This is a genomic window from Luteibacter yeojuensis, assembly GCF_011742875.1.
Classification (GTDB): Bacteria; Pseudomonadota; Gammaproteobacteria; order Xanthomonadales; family Rhodanobacteraceae; genus Luteibacter; species Luteibacter yeojuensis.
Genome location: NZ_JAAQTL010000001.1, coordinates 1,323,403 through 1,341,430, shown reverse-complemented (window position 1 = coordinate 1,341,430; position 18,028 = coordinate 1,323,403). Strand labels below are relative to the sequence as shown.

The window sequence follows — 18,028 nt, the reverse complement described above, 5'->3', positions numbered from 1 at the left end:
TGTAGGGTCAGAGGTCGGCGAGGTTGAAGACGATGCCGCGGCAGTACTTCTCGCCATCCGTGTCGATGACTTCGAACGTGGCGTGGGGGATGTCGGTCTTGTAGGTCCAGCTGTAGCCGTCACCGGGATCCCAGAGGGCCTCGATTTCCCTTGCGGCGCGCTTGCGCGTCACGTAGGCGGCAATGGCCTGGTCGTCGTCATCTTCGAGGGCAGCGCGGTCGAGTACGCCTTCCTTGTCGACATAGGCGGTGGTGCCTTCGTAGGCATCGAGTTCGCCCCGATACGCGCCGTCGAACTCCATCAGGTCATCGCTGGCACCGTAGACGATGACGACGCCAGCGGCCTTGGCGCGATCACGCATACCGGCGGAGAGGCGGAAGGGGTATTCGGCGCCGGTAATGGCTGCCGCGATGGCATCGCGTTCGGACATTGGAGATTCCTCGAGGATGTGCCGCACCAGTCGATGCGGCACACCGATAGCAGTCGGGATTGTTACGCGGCGGCGTTGACCGCCAACTGGTCGCGGAGACGGAACCCGAGCAGCGGCCAGATCTTCGACACGGCCTTGTCGCGGGCAACCCTGCGACCGATGTCGGCGTCGAAGTTTTCGGCGCTAGCACATGCCGATTCGCCCGTCACAGTGAAGCCATTACGCAGGACGAGGACGCTGATGGTCAGGAGCTTCACCGAGTCGAGAATGGGGGCCTGCTGAAGCACATCGCCGACCACGAAGCTGTACTCACCGACGATTTCGTTCTCGATATCGGCCGGAGTGATGCGCGGTGCGTTCAGGCCCTTGGCCTGTATCTGTTCTTCGATCTGTTCGTCGTTCACGGGAATTCCTCGGTGGGTGACTTTCCGGTTACTCGCGTCCGGGGGTGGCGACTCTCGTTTGACCACCAGGTGAGCGCCTTTCCGCACTGTCCGCCGGCTGTTTGCCGCCGGCCGCTGCCACCACATGCCGCGCGCAGGAACCGGGTGGCGGGTCACCCTGCGCGCCTCCCTCGCGGGAGCTACGGGATGCGGTTACGGGCTGAAGTTGCCGAGCACCAAGGTTGCGGCATCGCCGACCTGGGCTTCGAGCGTGCGCTTGAATTCCTGGGCGATCGCTTCGACGGCGCTTTCGATGCTGATGATGCGAAGCACGAGAAGCGGCTTCTCGCCCGAGGTGAGGATGGAGAGGCGCATGGTGAAGGAACGCTGCATCAGGCCCGGGTACGGGATCGCGACGAAGCCGAAGGAGTAGGGGACACCATTCTCCGCGCTAGCCTCGATGTCCTCGACGGCCGAGCGGCGTGCACCGAAGTCGCGCTCCTGATGGTTCGATTCGTTGCTCGCCTTGATCGAGATATTGCGAATGGCACCGAGTGCCACGGAAGGCTTGATGGGCTGGCCATCCTTGTCGAACGGAGTGATGCAATGGCCCCAGTCCTCGATGAAATCGACGAGGTCGCGCTGCGTCAGCTTGCGGCCGTTGACCTGGAGCAATGCCGAGAACTCGGGCGTGTGCTTCAGCTTGAGTTCGCCCGTCCAGTCGGCATGGCCGGGGGCATCCGTGGTGCCGATGTTGAAGTAAACCTTCGCGCTGACGTTCTCGGTGTTGACGAAGCCCTCGCCGCCGGGATGCGCCTGCACGTACGAGACGAAGGCCTCGATGGAATCGGTGGTGTACTTGCCACGGAAGCGGGAACGGCCTTCCTGCAGCGATTCGAGCGAGAGGATGCCCCCCTCGTGCAGGACGGCCGGAATGTGGGTGTCGAGGCGGTTGGCTTTCTCCGCTTCGATGGCGGTGAGTTGGATGAGCTTGAGGGCGGACGAATCCATGTGGGTTCCTTGCTGCTTGGAGTGCGGTTGGTGGTGGATCAGTGCGAGGCGGTGGAGCCCGACTGCACCGCGCCTTCGCGGTTGAACATCTCGCGCTGCTCTTCGGGATAGAGCGTCAGCTTTCCGCCCTTGCTGACATGCAGCGGCGTGTCGGCGGCGGTTTCCTCGACGATGCGGCCGCGTGCGGTCGGCACGAGGAACTTCATCGAATGGGTCATGGCGACTTGGTTGGAGTCGCCGATCTGTTTCATGGTGAACTTGAGAACCACCTCACCCTTCTTGCCGTGGGTGCAGACATTGGCGGCCACGTCGCTGATGGCGGCATTCACCTGCTGCTCGAAGACGCCGGCATGCAAGTCGGCCAGCAGGGCAGAAAAGTCGGTGCGGTTCGGGGAAGGCTTGTTCGTGCTCACGGCATGTCCTCGTGGTGGTCAGGTTGGAAACCAGGTGGTGGCCAGTCGGCCGGTGATGGAGCAGGTGCGCGGCTCGTCCTTCCTCACGGCTCCGGTGGTAAGGCATTCCGGCAGACGGCGGGCGAGCATGTAGCGGTCCAGCTTTGTCCTCATCGCGAGTTCGAAGCTGGTCATCCCGGGGAACGCGCGCACCGCCGCGATCGCCTGGGCTTGTTGCTGTCCCCGCTTGCCGCTGGCGGTGATCTGCTCGGCGGCGAGGTGGGAGGTCATCGGGTCCGTCGCGCGCGCCGCCGGCGTCTCCACCTGCCGTAGCCGCGGCATGGCGAAGTCGAGGGAAAGCTGGGCGGCGATCGCGGCGGACGACATCGGTTATCCCGTCTTCCGGCGCACGCTGAGCGAGTCCTCGGCGTAGACCCTGATGCCGGGTACGTTGAGCTTCGCCTGCATCGCCTTCGCGGCCTGGGCGATCACCTTGTCGTCGGGTGCGATGAAGGTGAGCAGGAAGTCGTCGCCGTTCTCCGACCGCTTCACCGCCTCGACGACGAGCGCCTTGAAGTCGGTCACCTCCGCCTTCCAGGTCTTGCGGGCGTTGACGCCCGCGACCTTCGCCGGAGCGCGGGCAGCGCCCACGGGCAGGGGAGCAATGAGGGCGAGGTCGCCATCTTCGCGGGCCGCCTCGGCCGCGTGCGTCGCGGCCGCGGCCGCTTCGTGGTCGCCCGCCGCTTCGGCGGCCGCTGCGGCGTCCAGGGCTTCCTGCTCGCGACGCTGTGCCTCGGCCCGTTCCTGTGCGGCACGCTGCTCGGCATCGCGGCGGGCGGCCTCGGCCTTCTCGCGTTCCTCGCGCTGGTAGCGCGTCACCTCATCCCGCAGCAGGCTTTCGGCCTGGCCCAGTCGGTCCAACGGCGCGCGGAAGAGATCCATCACCTTCTGCTTTGCGGCGTCCATCGGTCGGGTGATGGAGAAGCGCAGTTCTTCGATTTCCTTGCGGCGGGTGACGATGCCCCGTAGCTCGTCGCTGGCGATGTCGAGCATTTCGGGGCAGTCGATCTTCACCGCGAGGGCGAGTTCGTGGGCGCGGTCGGCCAACTGGCCAGCCTGTGCAACCTCGGGATAGTTGGTGTCGGTCATGCGGCTTGCCTCAGCCATTGAAGGGTGGTGATCTGAGCGAGGAAGACCCGAAGGTCGCTTCGCTCGGCGAAGGGGACGAGACGCCAGGTGCCGTCAGCGCGCAGGTGCAGGGCGAAGCGGTCGATGGGCAGGGCGCCGGTGAGGTCCGGGCGGGACTCCCTGAGCGCGGCTTCGTACGCAGCGGTTTGCGGACCGGCCGTGCGCGGCACGGCGGCGGTGCGCTTTGCATCGATGACTGCGAGGCGATTGTTCAGGCGACCGAAGAGGTCGAGGGTGCCGGCATAGCCGTACCGTTCGGAATAGACACGCTGCTCGCTCAGCAGCGCCTTGAAGCCGCTGGTGTTAAGGAAGTTGAGCCACGCTCCGTAGTAGGGGAGAAGACCTTCAGACAGGCTGTCGGTATCGAGGGTGTCGCGCAGATCGAGTTCGATGACCTTGTGCACGGCCTTGCCGAGCAAGGCGGCACGCTCCATCGTCTCGCGGTCGACGCCGCGATATTCCTCAGCCGTAAGGCGGCTGAGGATCTTCGTGACGTTCGGCACGAGTTGCCCGTCGAAACGGTACTCGTGCAACGCGTCGTCATAGGCGAGCCGATTCAGCATGTCAGCCCCCCTCGGCCATCGACTTCAGGTCGGCGCGAACGCCGTTGTAGTTCGACAGGTCGATGCGACCGTACTGGGCGATCAGCTGCTCGCGGGTCACGCCGGCGACACGGGCGGATTCCATCAGCAGGCGGTCCATGGCATCGCTGAGGCCGAAGATGCCCGGCTCTTGGTCAGCAGCCGAAGGAGTCGTGTCGCCTGCGGTTGGTGCGGCAGTCTCGGTTTCCTGCGACGCCGGCGCGCTCTCGGGAGCGGCAGTCGGTGCCGGCGCCGGTGCCGGGGTAGCGGCCGCGATCTTCTCTTTCGGCATTTCGACGACGACTGCCGCATCATCGTCGGCCTCGACCGGAGCCCACGTTCCGTCGATGGCGTCATCAATGTCGATGTGCTGCTGTGCGCCGCGATCGCTGGTGTTCTCCAGCGCGATAGCGGTTGCCAGTTCCGCCGACTTCGGAAGGTACTTGCAGATGCGGCGGACGAGAGTCTTTCGCCACATTTCCTCGGGATCGGTGTCCCAGGGGGTCTTCTTGCCATACTTCTTGGCGTTCTGGACATTCTGCGACCGATCGCGGATGGCCTCGATCTGGTGCTTCGTCATGACCTCGACGTGGAAGCCGCCGCTAACGAATTCCGCGACGGCATAAGCCAGGCGCGGTTCGCCAGGATCGCCTTCGAGAACCGGCTCATGTTCGAGCACGGTTTGCATACCGGTGCGATAGGTGAAGGTGTCGTTCGCGTGTACGACGTGGGCTTCGACGCGCTTGATCTTGCCGGAACGGCGGACCAACTCGATAAGGCCCTGGTAGCCGATCTGCAGTTGGCACTCATCCTTGTAGGGAATGAGATAGCACTGGCCCATGACACCCGGCTCGAGCCCCAGCTGCGAGGCAACAATGATGGAGGCGAACACGCTGCGCGGTTCGCATTTGGCGAGTTTCGGATTGCTGCGGAAGCTTGTCAGAGCGATGCGCGCCATGCGGTCGCCGTCAAGGTGCTTCGGCAAGGCGCGACCGATTTCACCCTTGAAGCGCTCCAGCATGGAAGGGAATGTATCGGGCTTGCGAGCCGCGACGTTCGTAGATGCGTTCATTCGAATTCCTTCGCCGGCCGGAGCCGGCGCAACGTCGATAGGTTCAATGGCCGATTACTGACCGGCCGGCACCGGACCGCCCACGCGACACGGGCGCACCCGGAAGCGGCTGCTGGCGTAGTCGTTGCCGACGTAGCCGCTGCCCATGCCGACGAAGAAGAAGGAGCGGGCGGAGCCCTTCTCGTCTTTCGTCCACGGGGTCTGCGTGCTCGTCCACACCCAGCCGCCGTTCGACTTGAAGAGCGGGAACAGCGCCGGCTCGTAGTGATCCGTGGAGCGGATGGACTCCAGCTGCTGTAGATTGGGCTGGAACCAATCGTTGTAGTCACCGAGGCGGAAGTCCTCGCAGAACTTCGCCGCTTCGTCGGGAGTGAACCACTCGTCGCTGTCATTGACGGGCCACCACAGGCCCGTTTCGTTGTCCACGACGATCTGGCCGTCGTGGATGAGCACGTGACGCTGGGTGGCAATTGCTTCGTTGGACATCGGTATTCCTTGGTGGTTGATCGGGCTACTGAGAAACCGGGACGAGTGCGCGGTGGCGCGGGATGGGGCGGCGGGCAAGGGCTGCGCGCCATGCGAGGCCTCGGGCCACACGTGCGTCATAGACCAGCGGCTCGAAGTCGGCCCGCTGGTGCAGTTCGGTGCGGAAGGTGGCGATGCGCTCCTTCGGCGTGAGTGGGTTGCAGCTGCGGCTGATGGCGAGGCGCATCACGGCACCTCCGCGGTAGAGGTGCCGGCCACGGCGTGCACAGGGGGGGATGCAACCAGGGGAACTGGTGCCGTGGCCGGCATAAGGGAATCGCGCACGGCCATCGCGATCGCGACGCGCTCGTGCTCGGGATAGTCGTAGAGATCGCAGAGGCCGCTCATGGCAGCCTCCCGCTCGCGGCGAGGGCGAGGATGGCAAGGCCGATGGTCAATAGGATCGTGAGGCCCTTGCCGCTCTCGAAGAAGCGCTGAAGCGTGGGCGTCGAAGACGGCGCCGAGACCGCTGCCTCGGCGCGCACCTGCCTGTCGCCGTCCTGCTTGATGGACGCGTAGCGCAGCGTCATGCGCTGGCGCAGGGTTTGGCTGGTCATGCCGCGTCCTCCATCTGCTGGCGCTGGTAGTCCAGGAACGCATCCACGCGGCTCGCGTGCTTCGCGGTCTTGCCTTCGTGGGCGAACGTGGTGAAAGCGGCCTTCAGAGCGTCGATCTGCTCGTTGTACCTGTCGAGCAAGCGGCCGTCCCGTGCGGTGCCATCGCGAAACGGGAGGCCGCGGGAAAGGAGGAGACGAACCAGTTCTTCCGTCTCGGCGCCGTCGAAGATGAAGTCCGCGATGTAGCGCGGCTGGTCCATCATTTCCTCGATGGCGGCTTCGTATTCGGCATCGGAGTAGCGGCTCATGCAACACCAGCCTTCGCCTGCTCGGCGAGCGCGGTGTAATGCTCTACGGGATGCTGCACTTCAAGGGCGAGGTCCATCAGCACGAGGGCCGCGAGGTTCAGCGAGGCGCGTACCGCGTCCAGCTTTTCCTTGACGTCGGCCGGACCGGTGAAGTGCTGGGTGAGCCGGTACATGGAGCCCGCTTCGGCGCCGACACGCAGGCTCGTCGCCATCAAGGCGTCTTCGGTGCGGACGTTCATACGAGGCCCGCCGCGCGGCCGAGGGCGCCCATGACGGCAGTGGCGGTGGCGAGCGCTACGACCATCGCTGGCATGCGGCCGTGCATCGTGGTCGCGATGCGCTGGGCGCGGGCCTGCCACATGGTGCGGGCGCCGATCTGGGCGAGGTGGGGCGTGGGATAGGTCAGCGAGGTACGCGCAAGCGTCTCGTGGGTCGCCCCGTCCACCACTTCGCCGCGGAAGTCGCGGCCGGCGGGCTGGGCAAGAAACTGGATGTCCTGGTCGTTCATATGCACCCCCGTGCTGTGTGTGGGATGCATATTACCGAAACGATAATTTCGGTCAACACCGAAACGGTAATTTCTTCGGATTGATTTTACTGCGACGGTTTATTGTTCAGGATTCATTCATGTTTTGAGCGAAGGCCAATAAAAAGCCCCGCACGGGCGGGGCTTCGGGGGGGGGCATGGGTGTGACGGCTACTTGCAGGTGACCACATCGCCAGTTCGCTGGCAGCTGGTCCCGTCGCTGCCATAGACCGTGTTACCGATCTTCTGGTAGGTGGTAGGCGATGTGAAGCCACGGGGCGCCGGAAAACCACTGGATTGTACAGGGGTAACCGGGGCAGGCGATGCGCTGCGTTGGTAGCGAGGGGGTGGAGCGGGGCGGCTCGACGACAATGCGCCGGCGATGATGATCGCTCCTAGCAAGCCATCGCCGCTGTCTTCCGCCACTGGCGCTGGTCTCGGGAGAGCAGCTGCGACGTCGGCCTCTAGTCCGGGTGCGTCGGGGCGTTGAATGACGACGTGTTGCAGGTAGGTGTTCTGCTTACAAACGGTGAGGGCGGTGGGCGCCGTCGATACGCCGCTCTGCCACACGGCACCCGTCTGGCCGAGCGCTGCGCACCCTCCGTCATTGAAGGTCGCAGGTGCTTGATACTTCATCGTGACCGGGGAACGCCCGATAGTCTTGCCGTCCTGGACGATTGCAGCCCCCTCGGGTTGCGAGTGGTAGACCATGGTTATGGTCTTTGTGCACCCACACAGGATGAGTGCCGTTGCTATGACGATCAGCCTCATGTTCATTGCCCTCGACGATTCACTTCGGTGACCATGTCTTCACGAGCCCCCGCACGAACTCCAGGTCTCGGTTGGAGCAGTCGCTGAGGCCGGTTTTTCCAAGCACTTCCTGCACGAACTTGGCGATCAAGCTATCTGCCATGCGCTTTTTCTTCTGGTTGATCTTGATGTAGGCCAGGTGCCGCCTCCGCTTGGCCTGTTCATCGTCTTCGACCACGGGTGTAAGGCGTGCCAGCCACTTCTCGAGGTAGGCCACGGCATCGGGGTAGGCGGCCTCCGGGATCAGCCGGTACTGCGGCACCACCATATGCCGGAGCAGCTGGTTCCACACGAACTGGTGAGACTTCCCACTGGCCTTGCACACCACGGAAACGAGGTCTTTCAGGAGCGCCGCCTGGCGGTCCGTGATGTGCACCGTTCCCGGCTTCACCTCGGCGACCACTCGCCGCGTTGTCCTTACCACGTTGATGGAGATGTGATTGTTGGAACCGTACACCGCCGCGTTTCCGTCTCCATTGACCACGACCGGCGCGGACGGCGCCACGGCGCGTTTCAATGGATTTTTCGGGAACGGAATGATGTTTCCCTCAGCTGCATGCTTCCGAATCAGTGCCTCTAGATATTCTTCTGGATCCTTTACCGACATGTCCTGCCCCTGTTAGTCGGTAACGATCGCCCCCCTCACGACGTCCAGCATGCGCGACACCACGTTTTCAGCCGCCTGCATGCCCTGACCCTCATTGAGCATGTCGTACACGGCCATGACGATGGACGCTCTGGCCTCGGGTTTGACCGCCACCTTGGTTCGATCCAATACGCGCTCTGTGACGATGAGCGCTCTGGTCAACGTATCGGCAGCTGGTCTCAATTCTTCAGATGTCTTCGCGCTCGGCACGCCGAAGCCTGCGGCATCGGCAGTGTCGACCTCCCGCTCGGGCATCCACTGTGGCCTATCTAGCCAGCCTCGCTCGTGCCCGAGGTGTTCCTCGATATCCCGTGCGAGCCGGCCGCCGATTGCCTTTGGAGTTTTGACCGAAATCCACTGGCTGACCTGAGTTTGCTCTCGACCGACGCGGCGCGCGAACACGCCTGGGCCGCCAGCAGCACGCACCAGCATCTCGATGTTTCGCCTACGGATTTCGCTCGCTTCCATATACGACGAATCCTCGCAGGTGTTACCTGTGCGGTAAATTATCGAAACGGTATTGACTGGCGTAACCGTTTTGGTAATGTCAGCACACCTATGAACATTCGAACCTACGCTATCGAGACGGGCGGCACCGGCATGAGGGACTGTCCCGTCCTCGCCGACCTCGCCACCAAGGCGGGCTGTAGCGCCCACGTCCTTTACCTGATCGGCTTGGGGCATAAGGCCCCCAGCCCGGAGTTGGCCTTCCGCATTCACGAGAGCAGCGGCCGGAAGATCGCATGCGACACGATGCGCGCGGACGTCGATTGGCAGCGCGATGCCGACGGCCGTGTTACCGGCTACCAGGTGCGACTCGGCACTCCGGCAGGGAAGGGGAAGAAGGTCGGCGGAGACGCGTCGTCGGTTCATTCCGCCCAAGCTACGCGGCCAGGTGCCACCCCCAAAAGCCCTCGCGTCAAGGGACGCCAAGGGGAGGTGGCTCATGGCTAACCTCCTTTTTCTACTGATCGCCGGTCATGCGCTGGCGGATTACCCCCTTCAAGGCGATTTCCTCGCCACCAACAAAGCACGTAAGGGCCCGAAATACGTGCCGTGGTGGCAGGCGCTCGCCGCGCACGCCTTGATCCATGGAGGTGTGGTCGCAGCGGTGACTGGCTTGTGGTGGCTCGGCGCCGCTGAAGCCGTCATCCATGCGGTCACCGACCACCTGAAGTGCGAGGGCTGGATCGGAATCAATGTCGATCAGGCCGTGCACCTCGCATGCAAGGTGCTATGGGCCGCCATCGCGGTCGGGGTGGCTCATGGATAACCAACTCGTCGCCTGGCTCCAGCGTGGTCACCAAGCCTTGCTGGCCACCTTCCCACCGCGGACGCGCAAGCAGTTCGCCTCGCTGATGCTGGAGACGGGCCTATGGAGCCCGGCGCGGCTCAGCCTCGACTCGGCCATCGCTCGCGTCGGTGACTGCCTGAACCCGCAGAACGGGGGAGGGCAGCGCTTCGGCATCGCCGAACTGTGGCTCTGGATGCGCGAGAGCGGCAACCACGCGCTCTACGACGCGATGTCGGATGACCTTTGCTACCGCACTGAGCCCATCCCGAGCGAGCAGCGGCAGCAGGAGCTCCTGTCCCGCATCGACGAGCGCCTGTCCGCGGTCCTCAGCGAAATCAGCGACCTCCAGGCACTGCGCGAGCAGCTGACCAACCGGTCGCCCACTCCCGTAACCAACGCCGCCCCGGCGCTCTCGGTCGTGCGCTTTAGCCGCGACCACGCCGACGACACCAACCCGGAGGGTTTCTGATGCGCCACCACGCTGCCCTGTGGCAGTCCCGCGCCGATGGCGAATACCGCCGCTGCGCCCGCTGCGAAAAGTTGGGTTATGGCGAGGATGCATGGCATCCCGCGACGCCGGAATTCTTCCCCGTCGTGAACGGTCGTATCCGCTTCGGCCGGTGCCGAGCGTGCCATAGCGAGGTGATGCAGCACCGGAACGGTGTCGTCTCGCCGGCGACTGTGCCGGCGCGCGGCAACGTCGTGCACCTCTTCAAGTCGCCGCTCTGCCACGAGGGCTTCACGATCCCGTTCCACGTGGAGCGCATGGCGGTGACCCATGGCTGACGGCGGCGCACAGAGCGGTTTCAACTTCCCGAAGCGGCAGATCGCTTCCAGGCTGCGGCCGGGCGAGATCGTCGTGGACTTCTTCGCCGGTGGCGGTGGTGCCAGCGAGGCGCTCCGCCAGGCCCTCGGTCGTGATCCGGACGTCGCGGTAAACCACGACGCCGACGCGATCGCCATGCACGCGGCGAACCACCCGTTCACCCGGCACATGGAAGCCGATGTGTGGGCCGTGGACATCCTGCGCGAGGTGGGCGGACGGCCCGTAGGCTGGTTCCACGCGTCGCCGGACTGCACGCACTTCAGCCAGGCAAAGGGCGGCCAGCCGCGCAGCAAGGCGACGCGCTCCCTATCGTGGGTCGTGCTGAAGGTCGCAGGCACGCTGGCCCGCGCAGGCTTGGCGCCGCGTATCATCAGCCTCGAGAACGTCGAGCAGATCCTGAAGTGGGGCCCGCTGGTCGCGAAGCGTGACAAGGCCACGGGCCGCGTCGTGAAGCTGGACGGCACCGTTGCGGCGAAGGGCGAGCAGGTATCGGTCTGGAATCAGGCGCTCGTTCCTGACAAGAAGCACGCCGGACGCACGTGGGAGCACTTCGTTGCTGCGCTGCGCACGCTCGGCTACGTCGTGGAATGGCGGAAACTGGTCGCCGCCGACTACGGCGCGGGCACCAGCCGAAAGCGCCTGTTCCTAGTCGCGCGCCGTGACGGTCAGCCCATCGTGTGGCCGGAACCGACCCACGGCCCGGGGCGCGCCAAGCCCTACGTCACCGCCGCTGACTGCATCGACTTCACGGTCGCTTGCCCTTCGATCTTCGAGCGCAAGCGGCCCTTGGCTGATGCCACCATGCGACGCATCGCGCGCGGCGTGAAGCGATACGTGCTTGACGCAGCGGAGCCGTTCATTGTCGGCGTCGGCGGACGGCGCGGCCAGACTGCCGAGAGCAGCGTGCACGAGCCGGGCGCTACGACCACAGCAAAGTACGACGCCGCCCTGGTTCAGCCGACGCTGGCTCCCATCGTCACGCCGCTGACGCACCACGGCGAGCGTCGCATGCATCCCAGCGACGAACCCCTGCCGACCATCACCGCCGCGCACCGCGGCGAACTTGCCGCCATCCAACCCAAGCTTGCGCCGTTCATCACCCAGCACGCGCAGGCGTCGGTCGACACGAACAAGCCCGTCACCGAGCCCGTTCGCACAATGTGCGCCGAGGTGAAAGGCAGACACTTCGCGATGGTCTCCGCGCACCTCGTGAAATTCCGTGGCGATAGCACGGGCTCGGCCGCTGACGACCCGATGCCCACGATCACCTCCGGTGCGGGCGCGGCCCGACCGGCTGGGGCAGCGCATGCCATGGGCGTGATGACGGCTTTCCTCGAGCAGGCCAACGGCGGTTTCTACGACGGCGACGGCAATGCCGCCGACGTACCCACGTCCACCATCACGGGCTCCGGCGCACAGCAGCGCCTGGTCACAGCCAACCTCGCCACGCTGCGCCGCAACTGCGATGGGCGTGGCGCCGACGAGACGGTGGGCACGATCTGCGCCGGCGCCGAGCACCACGCCGTCGTCGAATGCACGCTAAGCCCGGAACACGAGGCCGGCGCGCTCCGTGTCGCTGCGTTCCTGGTCAAGTATTACGGCACGGCGCTCGGCGTCGATATCGATGAGCCGCTGGACACCGTGACCACGAAGGACCGCCTGGCCCTGGTCACCGTTTGGGTGCAGGGCAACCCCTACGTGATCGTGGACATCGGCCTGCGCATGCTCCGCCGAGAGGAACTGTTCCGCGCCCAGGGCTTTCCGGCCGACTACATCATTGATCGCACGGCCGACGGGCGCCCGCTGAGCATCAGCAAGAGCGTGCGAATGGTGGGCAATTCCGTCAGCCCGCCGCCGCTGCGCGCGATCGCCGAGGCGAACCTCGACCCGGTAGACGTCTCCGTTGCGGAGGCCGCATGACCCGCCGCACCGGTATCCAAGACCTCATCGCGCAGATTCTCGGCCGCGATGCGCTGACCGTCGTGGAAATTGCACGCCGGGCTGGCACGACCGAAATGGGCGCGCAAAGCGCAGTCCGGGCGATGGAACAGCGGCGTGAGGTTGTCCGCGTAGGGCAGGGTCAGGGGCAGCCGTTTCGATTCCGGTTGGCCCGGAGGTCGCCGGCATGACGGACGCTTACCAGCAATTCATCGAAGCGAAGGTCTGCACGGCGCCGGAGCATGGCTTCGAGGTCGATCCCGCGCTCGTGAATCCCGCGATGAAGCCGCACTGCCGAGCCATTGTGCCCTGGCTCCTGCAAGGTGGCCGGCGCGCGCTGTTCGCCAGCTTTGGCCTGCACAAGACCGTGATCCAGCTGGAGGCCGTGCGACTGGCCAGCGAGCATGCCGGTGGCCGTGGTCTCATCGTGCTGCCCCTCGGTGTGCGTCAGGAGTTCCGACGGGATGCCGTGGAACGCCTGGGCTGGGCGGAGCCGCCGAAGTTCATCCGGCGGATCGAAGAGGCGAGCGCCACCGGCGTCTACCTCACCAACTACGAGACGGTGCGCGACGGGAAGCTCGACCCGCGCCACTTCGATGCCACGAGCCTGGACGAGGCCGATTGCCTGCGTGGCTTCGGCGGCAGCAAGACCTTCCGCGAGTTCATGGCGTTGTTCGCCGGCGACGATCGCGCGGCAGGCGTGCGCACGGACGGCATCCGTTACCGGTTCGTGGCCACGGCGACGCCGAGCCCGAACGACTACATCGAGTTGCTGGCCTACGCGGCCTACCTCGGCATCATGGATGTTGCGGCCGCGAAGACCCGGTTCTTCAAGCGCAACAGCGAGAAGGCCGATCAGCTGACGCTGCACCCGCACAAGGAAGAAGAGTTCTGGCTGTGGGTGTCCTCCTGGGCTCTGTTCGTGCAGCGGCCCTCTGACCTCGGGTTCAGCGACGAGGGCTACACGCTTCCCGAACTGGACGTCCGCTGGCACGAGATCCCCACCAACCACGCCGACGCCGGTACGGAGAAGGATGGGCAGGGCAGGCTGTTCCGCAACGCCGCCATTGGCGTGCAGGATGCCGCGCGCGAGAAGCGCGAAAGCCTGCCGGCGCGCGTGGCCAAGCTGCAGGAGATTCGCTCCGAGGATTTGGCGGCCCACCGGATCCTCTGGCACGACCTGGAAGACGAGCGCCGCGCCATTGAAAAGGCCGTGCCGGATGCCGTGAGCGTGTACGGCAGCCAGGATCTCGATGACCGCGAGCAGGCGATCATCGACTTCAGCGACGGCAAGTTCCGCGAACTGGCGGCCAAGCCTGTCATCGCCGGCGCCGGCTGCAACTTCCAGCGTCACTGCGCCTGGGCCGTCTTCCTCGGCATCGGCTTCAAGTTCCGCGACTTCATCCAGGCCATTCACCGCATCCAGCGCTTCGGCCAAACCCAGCGTGTCCGCATCGACCTGATCTACACCGAAGCGGAGCGCGAGGTCCGGCAGCAGCTGGAACGGAAGTGGAACCAGCACAACCGCATGGCGGACAAGATGAGCAATATCATTCGTGAGTTTGGCTTGGCGCACGCCGCCATGGCCAGCAAGCTGGCGCGATCGCTCGGCGTGGAGCGCGTCGAGGCCTCGGGCGAGCACTACACTGTCGTGAACAACGACTGCGTCGACGAGACGCGTCGGATGGATGCCGACAGCGTGCACTTGATCGTTACCAGCATCCCGTTCGGCACGCAGTACGAGTACAGCGCGAACTACCGTGATTTCGGGCACACCGACGACAACGCGCATTTCTGGCAGCAGATGGACTTCCTGATCCCGGAGCTGCTGCGCGTGCTGCAGCCCGGTCGCATCGCGGCGATCCACGTCAAGGACCGCATCACCCCTGGGGGTATCAACGGCTTCGGCTTCCAGACCGTGCAGCCCTTCAGCGACGAGTGCGTGGCGGCTTTCCAGAAACACGGCTTCGCCTTCCTGGCCAGGAAGACCATCGTCACCGACGTGGTGCGCGAGAACAGCCAGACATACCGCCTCGGGTGGACGGAGCAGTGCAAGGACGGCTCGCGCATGGGCGCCGGCATGCCCGAATACCTCCTGATCTTCCGCAAGCCGCCCACCGACCGCAGCAACGGCTACGCCGATGTTCCGGTGGTGAAAGACAAGGCCACGTTCACGCGGCCGCGCTGGCAGTTCGACGCCCACGGCCTGACGCGGTCCAGTGGCGACCGTCCGCTGCTGCCGGAGGAACTGGAAGGCCTCGACCAGGCCGCCATCTTCAAGCTGTTCAAGCGGCACAGCCTGGAGAACGTCTACGACTTCCGGCACGACGTGCGCATCGCGGAGGCGGTAGATCGCTCGGGCTGGCTCCCCACGTCGTTCATGCTGTTGCAGCCGCAAAGCTGGCACCCCGACGTCTGGACCGACATCACCCGCATGCGAACGCTCAACAGCACGCAGGCGGCGAAGGGCAAGGAACAGCACTTGTGCCCGCTTCAGTTCGACATCGTGGAGCGAGGTATCGAGCAGTACTCGATGCCGGGAGAGGTCGTGTACGACCCCTTCGCTGGCCTCGGCACCGTGCCCTACATGGCCGTGAAGATGGGGCGCTATGGCCGCGGCTGCGAACTGGCGAACCTGTACTTCCTGGACGCGTGCGCCTACTGCGCGGGCGCGGAGCGCGGCCTCTCCATGCCGGGCCTGTTCGACGCACTGGAACAGCAGGCCGCAGCATGAACACCCCGCTCGTACCCGCCAACGTCGACCTGACCGACTTCGACTGGATGCCGTTCGACTTCCAGCGCCTGTTCGGCAGCGATACGTGGGCGCTCTCCAACGACGCCGAGAAGGTCGCCGCCTTCACGCTATGGGGCAAGTCCTGGTATCAGCGCCCCGCCGGCTCTCTGCCGTCCGATGACCGGATCCTCGCCAGCGTGCAGTTCTCGGGTGCCATGACGCGGTGGAAACGCGTGAAGGACATGGCGCTGCGCGGCTGGCGCCTCTGCGATGACGGCCGTTACTACCATCCGGTGGTGTGCGAGAAGGCGCTCGAAGCCTGGCTGGAGAAGCTGGCGAAGCGCTTGAGCAGCGGTGCCGGCAATGCCAAGCGCTGGGATATCGAGTTCGATCCGACAGCTATCGAGGCAGACATCGACGTCGCCCGTCGCTTCCTAATGGCACTCAATCCGCAATCCCGAGCGTTGACGAGACGGCGGCCTTCGGGAATCCCATCGGGACAGAAAAAGCCTCCCACCGGGAATGCTGGCGGCATCCCACCGGGAATCCCGCCGGGATCGCAAGAGACAAGGACAGGGACAAGGACAGGGACAGAGACCTTTAACTCCGTAGGTAACCCTTCTGGGAACACCAACACTGAGGGGGTAGGGGAGGGCTCTTCCGCGCAGTTCCCCGCGCATGTCGCCGCGGCCATCGCGATGCGCCAGGCCGGTGTGCACGACGCCCACCCTCAGTTCGAGCCCCTGCACCAGTTCATCGCCGAGGGCGGTCGCGTCGAGGCCATCGAGGCCGTCGCGGCGCAGGCCGTGCGCGACGGCAAAGGTCGCATGGCCTACGTCGTCGGCAAGGCGCGAGGCCAACTGCAGGACGCCATGCGATCACCAGGTGCCGGAACCGCCAAGGCAGACCAGCAGGCCGCCCTCGAGCAAACCAACCGCGACACCGCCGCCGACTGGGCCGGCGTCGTGATCGAACCGGAGGAATCCCATGCAACCCACTGACCGCCAGCCCTTCGCCGAACTGCTCGCGGAGGTGATGACCTACTACCGGCAGGCCTGCGTGCCGTTCGTGATCGACGTCTTCTGGAATGGGCTGCGCATGCACGAATTCGAGGACGTGAAGCGCGCCTTCTCGCTGCACGCCCGCGACCCGGACCGCGGTCAGTTCCCGCCGCGCCTCGCCGATATCACGCGCCTGCTCGAAGGTTCGACGCAGACCCAGGGCATGCGGGCGTGGGCGAAGGTCGAGAGGGCCGTGAAGTCCGTCGGCGCCTACCGCTCCGTCTCGTTCGACGATCCGCTCATCCACGTCGTGCTGGTCGAAATGGGCGGCTGGGTGCCGTTGTGCCGATGCGCCGCGGAGGACTTGCCGTTCAAGGCCCGCGAATTCGAGCGCCGCTATGCCGCCTACCGCCTCCGCCGTGAACTGCCGGCGTTCCCGCCGCGCCTGATCGGTGAGAGCGAGGCCGAGAACAACCTCAGCGGTCGGGAGTACCAGGTCCGGCCGGTGTTGATCGGCGATACCGAGAAGGCGGTTCGCGTGATCGAGCAAGGGTCGGACAGCGCCACGCTGCGCATCACCGACGCGAAGTACGTCGCCGGCCACCTGCTGGCCCGCATCAGTCACGACCGTAGGGAGGATGCCGCGTGATTCACCGATTCACCCTCAACGCCGGCGGCCGTGAGAGGCCGCGTGTGCTCGCCAACGTGACGGCCTTCGTCGACAAGCTGCCGGACACGAAGTCATGGCGCATCGAGATCCGGGAGGCGAGCCGGGAGCGATCGCTCGACCAGAACAGCGCCCTGTGGGGCGTGGCCTACCCGCCGATCTGCATGGAAACCGGCTACGACGCCGACGAGCTGCATGCGGCTTTCTGCCGGAAGTTCTTCGGGACCGTCGAAGTGATGGTTCTGGGCGAGAAGGTGACCCGTGCCCGCCGCACCACCACGACGAACGAATACGGGGAGCGCGACGTCATCGACCGCGGCACCTTCGTCCGGTTCTACGACATGGTTCAACGCATCGCTGCAGAACTGAACATCGAGGTTCCGGACCCCAGCCCGTTCTGGCGGGAGAAGGCGGCATGACGCACGCGGACCTGGTCGAGCGTGCGGGCGCCTGGCTGCGCGGTGCCGCCGGCTGCAAGATCGTCATGACCGAGTTGGCCGCCGTGTGCCGCTCGGGTGAAATCCCGGATGCTATCGGCTGGCGCGAGGGCGGCACCATCCTCGTCGAAGCGAAGACGAGCCGTGCCGATTTCCTGGCTGACCGCAAGAAACCGTTCCGCCGCGAGCCCGAGCGGGGCATGGGGACGCTTCGCTTTTTCCTCGCACCTGCCGAGATGATCCGGCCCAACGAGTTGCCGCCACGGTGGGGCCTGCTCGAGGTCAGGGGCCGGAGGGTGTTCCGCGTCGTCGGCCCCGATCCGCGCTCGTGGTCCGGAGCGTGGGGCGAGTTCCGCCATGCGGAGCGGGCGCACGACTGCGAGACCGCCATGCTCCTGTCCGGTATGAACCGGCTTCGCATCAGCCTGGGCGATGCCGAATTCCGCCGCTTGGTTCACCTGCGATTGATGGACCGTGACGCCGAGGTGCAAGCCGCGCGCGAGGTGGCCGCGTGAAGCCGCTTCGACACCTCCCCAACCTCACGGTGTTCTTCGACTTGGCGCAGGACGCACTATGCTTCGCGCCACCGGAGCCGAAGCCGATGCGAAACGAGGGGTTGCCGCCGCCGGCGAAGGTGGGTGCGAAGCCCTGCACCTATCGCCCGGCCCCGAACGGCGCCCCGCGGTGCGGCAGCAAGCGCAA

General features: G+C 65.4%; 28 protein-coding genes. 10 read left to right on the top strand and 18 right to left on the bottom strand.

The annotated features are described in order from the left end of the window. Positions 1-7 precede the first annotated feature (7 nt). From HBF32_RS05960 to HBF32_RS05875, 18 genes are all read right to left on the bottom strand, one after another. Positions 8-430: a hypothetical protein gene (locus HBF32_RS05960; RefSeq protein ID WP_166698790.1), complete on the bottom strand. Its 423-nt coding sequence runs from the start codon at positions 428-430 to the stop codon at positions 8-10. Positions 431-492: 62 nt separating this feature from the next. Next, positions 493-834 carry a Gp49 family protein gene (locus HBF32_RS19245; protein ID WP_166698789.1) on the bottom strand — a complete coding sequence of 114 codons (342 nt, stop codon included), beginning with the start codon at positions 832-834 and terminating at the stop codon, positions 493-495. A 192-nt stretch (positions 835-1,026) separates the two neighbouring features. Further along, positions 1,027-1,824: a DUF2303 family protein gene (locus HBF32_RS05950; RefSeq protein WP_166698788.1), complete on the bottom strand. Its 798-nt coding sequence runs from the start codon at positions 1,822-1,824 to the stop codon at positions 1,027-1,029. Between the two features lie 38 nt (positions 1,825-1,862). Beyond that, complete coding sequence (locus HBF32_RS05945) at positions 1,863-2,237, bottom strand: hypothetical protein (RefSeq protein WP_205287713.1); 375 nt, start codon at positions 2,235-2,237, stop codon at positions 1,863-1,865. 18 nt (positions 2,238-2,255) lie between these two features. Further along, positions 2,256-2,603, bottom strand: coding sequence for a winged helix-turn-helix domain-containing protein (locus HBF32_RS05940; protein WP_240147794.1), 348 nt, complete (start codon positions 2,601-2,603; stop codon positions 2,256-2,258). Positions 2,604-2,606: 3 nt separating this feature from the next. Beyond that, a complete protein-coding gene (locus tag HBF32_RS05935; protein ID WP_166698787.1) occupies positions 2,607-3,365 on the bottom strand; it encodes a hypothetical protein in 759 nt (252 codons plus the stop codon). Further along, positions 3,362-3,967, bottom strand: a complete 606-nt coding sequence (locus tag HBF32_RS05930) for a hypothetical protein (protein WP_166698786.1) — start codon at positions 3,965-3,967, stop codon at positions 3,362-3,364. The genes HBF32_RS05935 and HBF32_RS05930 overlap by 4 nt, the downstream gene beginning before the upstream one ends. A 1-nt stretch (position 3,968) precedes the next feature. Then, the gene (locus tag HBF32_RS05925; protein WP_275690412.1) at positions 3,969-5,057 is read right to left on the bottom strand and encodes a recombinase RecT; all 1,089 of its coding nucleotides are present in this window, start codon (positions 5,055-5,057) and stop codon (positions 3,969-3,971) included. A 54-nt stretch (positions 5,058-5,111) separates the two neighbouring features. Beyond that, positions 5,112-5,543 (bottom strand): Lcl C-terminal domain-containing protein, encoded by a 432-nt coding sequence (locus tag HBF32_RS05920; RefSeq protein WP_166698784.1) that lies wholly within the window; start codon positions 5,541-5,543, stop codon positions 5,112-5,114. A 25-nt stretch (positions 5,544-5,568) separates the two neighbouring features. Continuing rightward, positions 5,569-5,769, bottom strand: a complete 201-nt coding sequence (locus HBF32_RS05915; RefSeq protein ID WP_166698783.1) for a hypothetical protein — start codon at positions 5,767-5,769, stop codon at positions 5,569-5,571. After that, positions 5,769-5,930 carry a hypothetical protein gene (locus HBF32_RS05910; protein ID WP_166698782.1) on the bottom strand — a complete coding sequence of 54 codons (162 nt, stop codon included), beginning with the start codon at positions 5,928-5,930 and terminating at the stop codon, positions 5,769-5,771. The genes HBF32_RS05915 and HBF32_RS05910 overlap by 1 nt, the downstream gene beginning before the upstream one ends. After that, positions 5,927-6,139 (bottom strand): hypothetical protein, encoded by a 213-nt coding sequence (locus HBF32_RS05905; RefSeq protein ID WP_166698781.1) that lies wholly within the window; start codon positions 6,137-6,139, stop codon positions 5,927-5,929. The genes HBF32_RS05910 and HBF32_RS05905 overlap by 4 nt, the downstream gene beginning before the upstream one ends. After that, positions 6,136-6,447: a hypothetical protein gene (locus HBF32_RS05900; protein WP_166698780.1), complete on the bottom strand. Its 312-nt coding sequence runs from the start codon at positions 6,445-6,447 to the stop codon at positions 6,136-6,138. The genes HBF32_RS05905 and HBF32_RS05900 overlap by 4 nt, the downstream gene beginning before the upstream one ends. Beyond that, complete coding sequence (locus HBF32_RS05895) at positions 6,444-6,686, bottom strand: hypothetical protein (RefSeq protein ID WP_166698779.1); 243 nt, start codon at positions 6,684-6,686, stop codon at positions 6,444-6,446. The genes HBF32_RS05900 and HBF32_RS05895 overlap by 4 nt, the downstream gene beginning before the upstream one ends. Continuing rightward, positions 6,683-6,955, bottom strand: coding sequence for a hypothetical protein (locus tag HBF32_RS05890; protein ID WP_166698778.1), 273 nt, complete (start codon positions 6,953-6,955; stop codon positions 6,683-6,685). Before HBF32_RS05890 ends, HBF32_RS05895 begins: the two co-directional genes overlap by 4 nt. Before the next feature lie 189 nt (positions 6,956-7,144). Continuing rightward, complete coding sequence (locus HBF32_RS05885; RefSeq protein WP_166698777.1) at positions 7,145-7,744, bottom strand: hypothetical protein; 600 nt, start codon at positions 7,742-7,744, stop codon at positions 7,145-7,147. Between the two features lie 19 nt (positions 7,745-7,763). After that, positions 7,764-8,390, bottom strand: a complete 627-nt coding sequence (locus HBF32_RS05880; protein ID WP_166698776.1) for a hypothetical protein — start codon at positions 8,388-8,390, stop codon at positions 7,764-7,766. Between the two features lie 12 nt (positions 8,391-8,402). Further along, entirely contained in the window at positions 8,403-8,897 is a 495-nt protein-coding gene (locus HBF32_RS05875) for a helix-turn-helix domain-containing protein (RefSeq protein WP_166698775.1), read from the bottom strand. Between the two features lie 478 nt (positions 8,898-9,375). Between HBF32_RS05875 and HBF32_RS05870 the strand changes: the two genes are divergently transcribed. From HBF32_RS05870 to HBF32_RS05825, 10 genes are read left to right on the top strand one after another with little or no spacing between them, the layout of a single operon-like run. Then, the gene (locus tag HBF32_RS05870; RefSeq protein WP_166698774.1) at positions 9,376-9,702 is read left to right on the top strand and encodes a DUF3307 domain-containing protein; all 327 of its coding nucleotides are present in this window, start codon (positions 9,376-9,378) and stop codon (positions 9,700-9,702) included. Next, complete coding sequence (locus tag HBF32_RS05865; RefSeq protein ID WP_166698773.1) at positions 9,695-10,192, top strand: hypothetical protein; 498 nt, start codon at positions 9,695-9,697, stop codon at positions 10,190-10,192. Before HBF32_RS05870 ends, HBF32_RS05865 begins: the two co-directional genes overlap by 8 nt. After that, complete coding sequence (locus HBF32_RS05860) at positions 10,192-10,509, top strand: hypothetical protein (protein WP_166698772.1); 318 nt, start codon at positions 10,192-10,194, stop codon at positions 10,507-10,509. Before HBF32_RS05865 ends, HBF32_RS05860 begins: the two co-directional genes overlap by 1 nt. Further along, a complete protein-coding gene (locus HBF32_RS05855; RefSeq protein WP_166698771.1) occupies positions 10,502-12,469 on the top strand; it encodes a DNA cytosine methyltransferase in 1,968 nt (655 codons plus the stop codon). Before HBF32_RS05860 ends, HBF32_RS05855 begins: the two co-directional genes overlap by 8 nt. After that, positions 12,466-12,678, top strand: a complete 213-nt coding sequence (locus HBF32_RS05850; RefSeq protein ID WP_166698770.1) for a hypothetical protein — start codon at positions 12,466-12,468, stop codon at positions 12,676-12,678. The genes HBF32_RS05855 and HBF32_RS05850 overlap by 4 nt, the downstream gene beginning before the upstream one ends. Further along, a complete protein-coding gene (locus HBF32_RS05845; RefSeq protein ID WP_166698769.1) occupies positions 12,675-15,221 on the top strand; it encodes a DNA methyltransferase in 2,547 nt (848 codons plus the stop codon). Before HBF32_RS05850 ends, HBF32_RS05845 begins: the two co-directional genes overlap by 4 nt. Continuing rightward, positions 15,218-16,222 (top strand): DUF1376 domain-containing protein, encoded by a 1,005-nt coding sequence (locus tag HBF32_RS05840; RefSeq protein WP_166698768.1) that lies wholly within the window; start codon positions 15,218-15,220, stop codon positions 16,220-16,222. The genes HBF32_RS05845 and HBF32_RS05840 overlap by 4 nt, the downstream gene beginning before the upstream one ends. Then, on the top strand, positions 16,209-16,871 hold the full coding sequence (locus tag HBF32_RS05835; RefSeq protein WP_166698767.1) for a DUF6475 domain-containing protein: 663 nt from the start codon (positions 16,209-16,211) through the stop codon (positions 16,869-16,871). The genes HBF32_RS05840 and HBF32_RS05835 overlap by 14 nt, the downstream gene beginning before the upstream one ends. Then, positions 16,868-17,308: a hypothetical protein gene (locus HBF32_RS05830; protein WP_166698766.1), complete on the top strand. Its 441-nt coding sequence runs from the start codon at positions 16,868-16,870 to the stop codon at positions 17,306-17,308. Before HBF32_RS05835 ends, HBF32_RS05830 begins: the two co-directional genes overlap by 4 nt. Then, a complete protein-coding gene (locus HBF32_RS05825; RefSeq protein ID WP_166698765.1) occupies positions 17,305-17,841 on the top strand; it encodes a hypothetical protein in 537 nt (178 codons plus the stop codon). Before HBF32_RS05830 ends, HBF32_RS05825 begins: the two co-directional genes overlap by 4 nt. Positions 17,842-18,028: the final 187 nt, after the last annotated feature.

Bases quoted from the DNA above. Each gene is read 5' to 3' on its own strand.
- HBF32_RS05960 (WP_166698790.1), bottom strand. From the start codon at position 430: ATGTCCGAACGCGATGCCATCGCGGCAGCCATTACCGGCGCCGAATAC.
- HBF32_RS05950 (WP_166698788.1), bottom strand. From the start codon at position 1,824: ATGGATTCGTCCGCCCTCAAGCTCATCCAACTCACCGCCATCGAAGCG.
- HBF32_RS05940 (WP_240147794.1), bottom strand. From the start codon at position 2,603: ATGTCGTCCGCCGCGATCGCCGCCCAGCTTTCCCTCGACTTCGCCATG.
- HBF32_RS05935 (WP_166698787.1), bottom strand. From the start codon at position 3,365: ATGACCGACACCAACTATCCCGAGGTTGCACAGGCTGGCCAGTTGGCC.
- HBF32_RS05930 (WP_166698786.1), bottom strand. From the start codon at position 3,967: ATGCTGAATCGGCTCGCCTATGACGACGCGTTGCACGAGTACCGTTTC.
- HBF32_RS05925 (WP_275690412.1), bottom strand. From the start codon at position 5,057: ATGAACGCATCTACGAACGTCGCGGCTCGCAAGCCCGATACATTCCCT.
- HBF32_RS05920 (WP_166698784.1), bottom strand. From the start codon at position 5,543: ATGTCCAACGAAGCAATTGCCACCCAGCGTCACGTGCTCATCCACGAC.
- HBF32_RS05915 (WP_166698783.1), bottom strand. From the start codon at position 5,769: ATGCGCCTCGCCATCAGCCGCAGCTGCAACCCACTCACGCCGAAGGAG.
- HBF32_RS05910 (WP_166698782.1), bottom strand. From the start codon at position 5,930: ATGAGCGGCCTCTGCGATCTCTACGACTATCCCGAGCACGAGCGCGTC.
- HBF32_RS05905 (WP_166698781.1), bottom strand. From the start codon at position 6,139: ATGACCAGCCAAACCCTGCGCCAGCGCATGACGCTGCGCTACGCGTCC.
- HBF32_RS05900 (WP_166698780.1), bottom strand. From the start codon at position 6,447: ATGAGCCGCTACTCCGATGCCGAATACGAAGCCGCCATCGAGGAAATG.
- HBF32_RS05895 (WP_166698779.1), bottom strand. From the start codon at position 6,686: ATGAACGTCCGCACCGAAGACGCCTTGATGGCGACGAGCCTGCGTGTC.
- HBF32_RS05890 (WP_166698778.1), bottom strand. From the start codon at position 6,955: ATGAACGACCAGGACATCCAGTTTCTTGCCCAGCCCGCCGGCCGCGAC.
- HBF32_RS05885 (WP_166698777.1), bottom strand. From the start codon at position 7,744: ATGAGGCTGATCGTCATAGCAACGGCACTCATCCTGTGTGGGTGCACA.
- HBF32_RS05880 (WP_166698776.1), bottom strand. From the start codon at position 8,390: ATGTCGGTAAAGGATCCAGAAGAATATCTAGAGGCACTGATTCGGAAG.
- HBF32_RS05875 (WP_166698775.1), bottom strand. From the start codon at position 8,897: ATGGAAGCGAGCGAAATCCGTAGGCGAAACATCGAGATGCTGGTGCGT.
- HBF32_RS05870 (WP_166698774.1), top strand. From the start codon at position 9,376: ATGGCTAACCTCCTTTTTCTACTGATCGCCGGTCATGCGCTGGCGGAT.
- HBF32_RS05865 (WP_166698773.1), top strand. From the start codon at position 9,695: ATGGATAACCAACTCGTCGCCTGGCTCCAGCGTGGTCACCAAGCCTTG.
- HBF32_RS05860 (WP_166698772.1), top strand. From the start codon at position 10,192: ATGCGCCACCACGCTGCCCTGTGGCAGTCCCGCGCCGATGGCGAATAC.
- HBF32_RS05855 (WP_166698771.1), top strand. From the start codon at position 10,502: ATGGCTGACGGCGGCGCACAGAGCGGTTTCAACTTCCCGAAGCGGCAG.
- HBF32_RS05850 (WP_166698770.1), top strand. From the start codon at position 12,466: ATGACCCGCCGCACCGGTATCCAAGACCTCATCGCGCAGATTCTCGGC.
- HBF32_RS05845 (WP_166698769.1), top strand. From the start codon at position 12,675: ATGACGGACGCTTACCAGCAATTCATCGAAGCGAAGGTCTGCACGGCG.
- HBF32_RS05840 (WP_166698768.1), top strand. From the start codon at position 15,218: ATGAACACCCCGCTCGTACCCGCCAACGTCGACCTGACCGACTTCGAC.
- HBF32_RS05835 (WP_166698767.1), top strand. From the start codon at position 16,209: ATGCAACCCACTGACCGCCAGCCCTTCGCCGAACTGCTCGCGGAGGTG.
- HBF32_RS05825 (WP_166698765.1), top strand. From the start codon at position 17,305: ATGACGCACGCGGACCTGGTCGAGCGTGCGGGCGCCTGGCTGCGCGGT.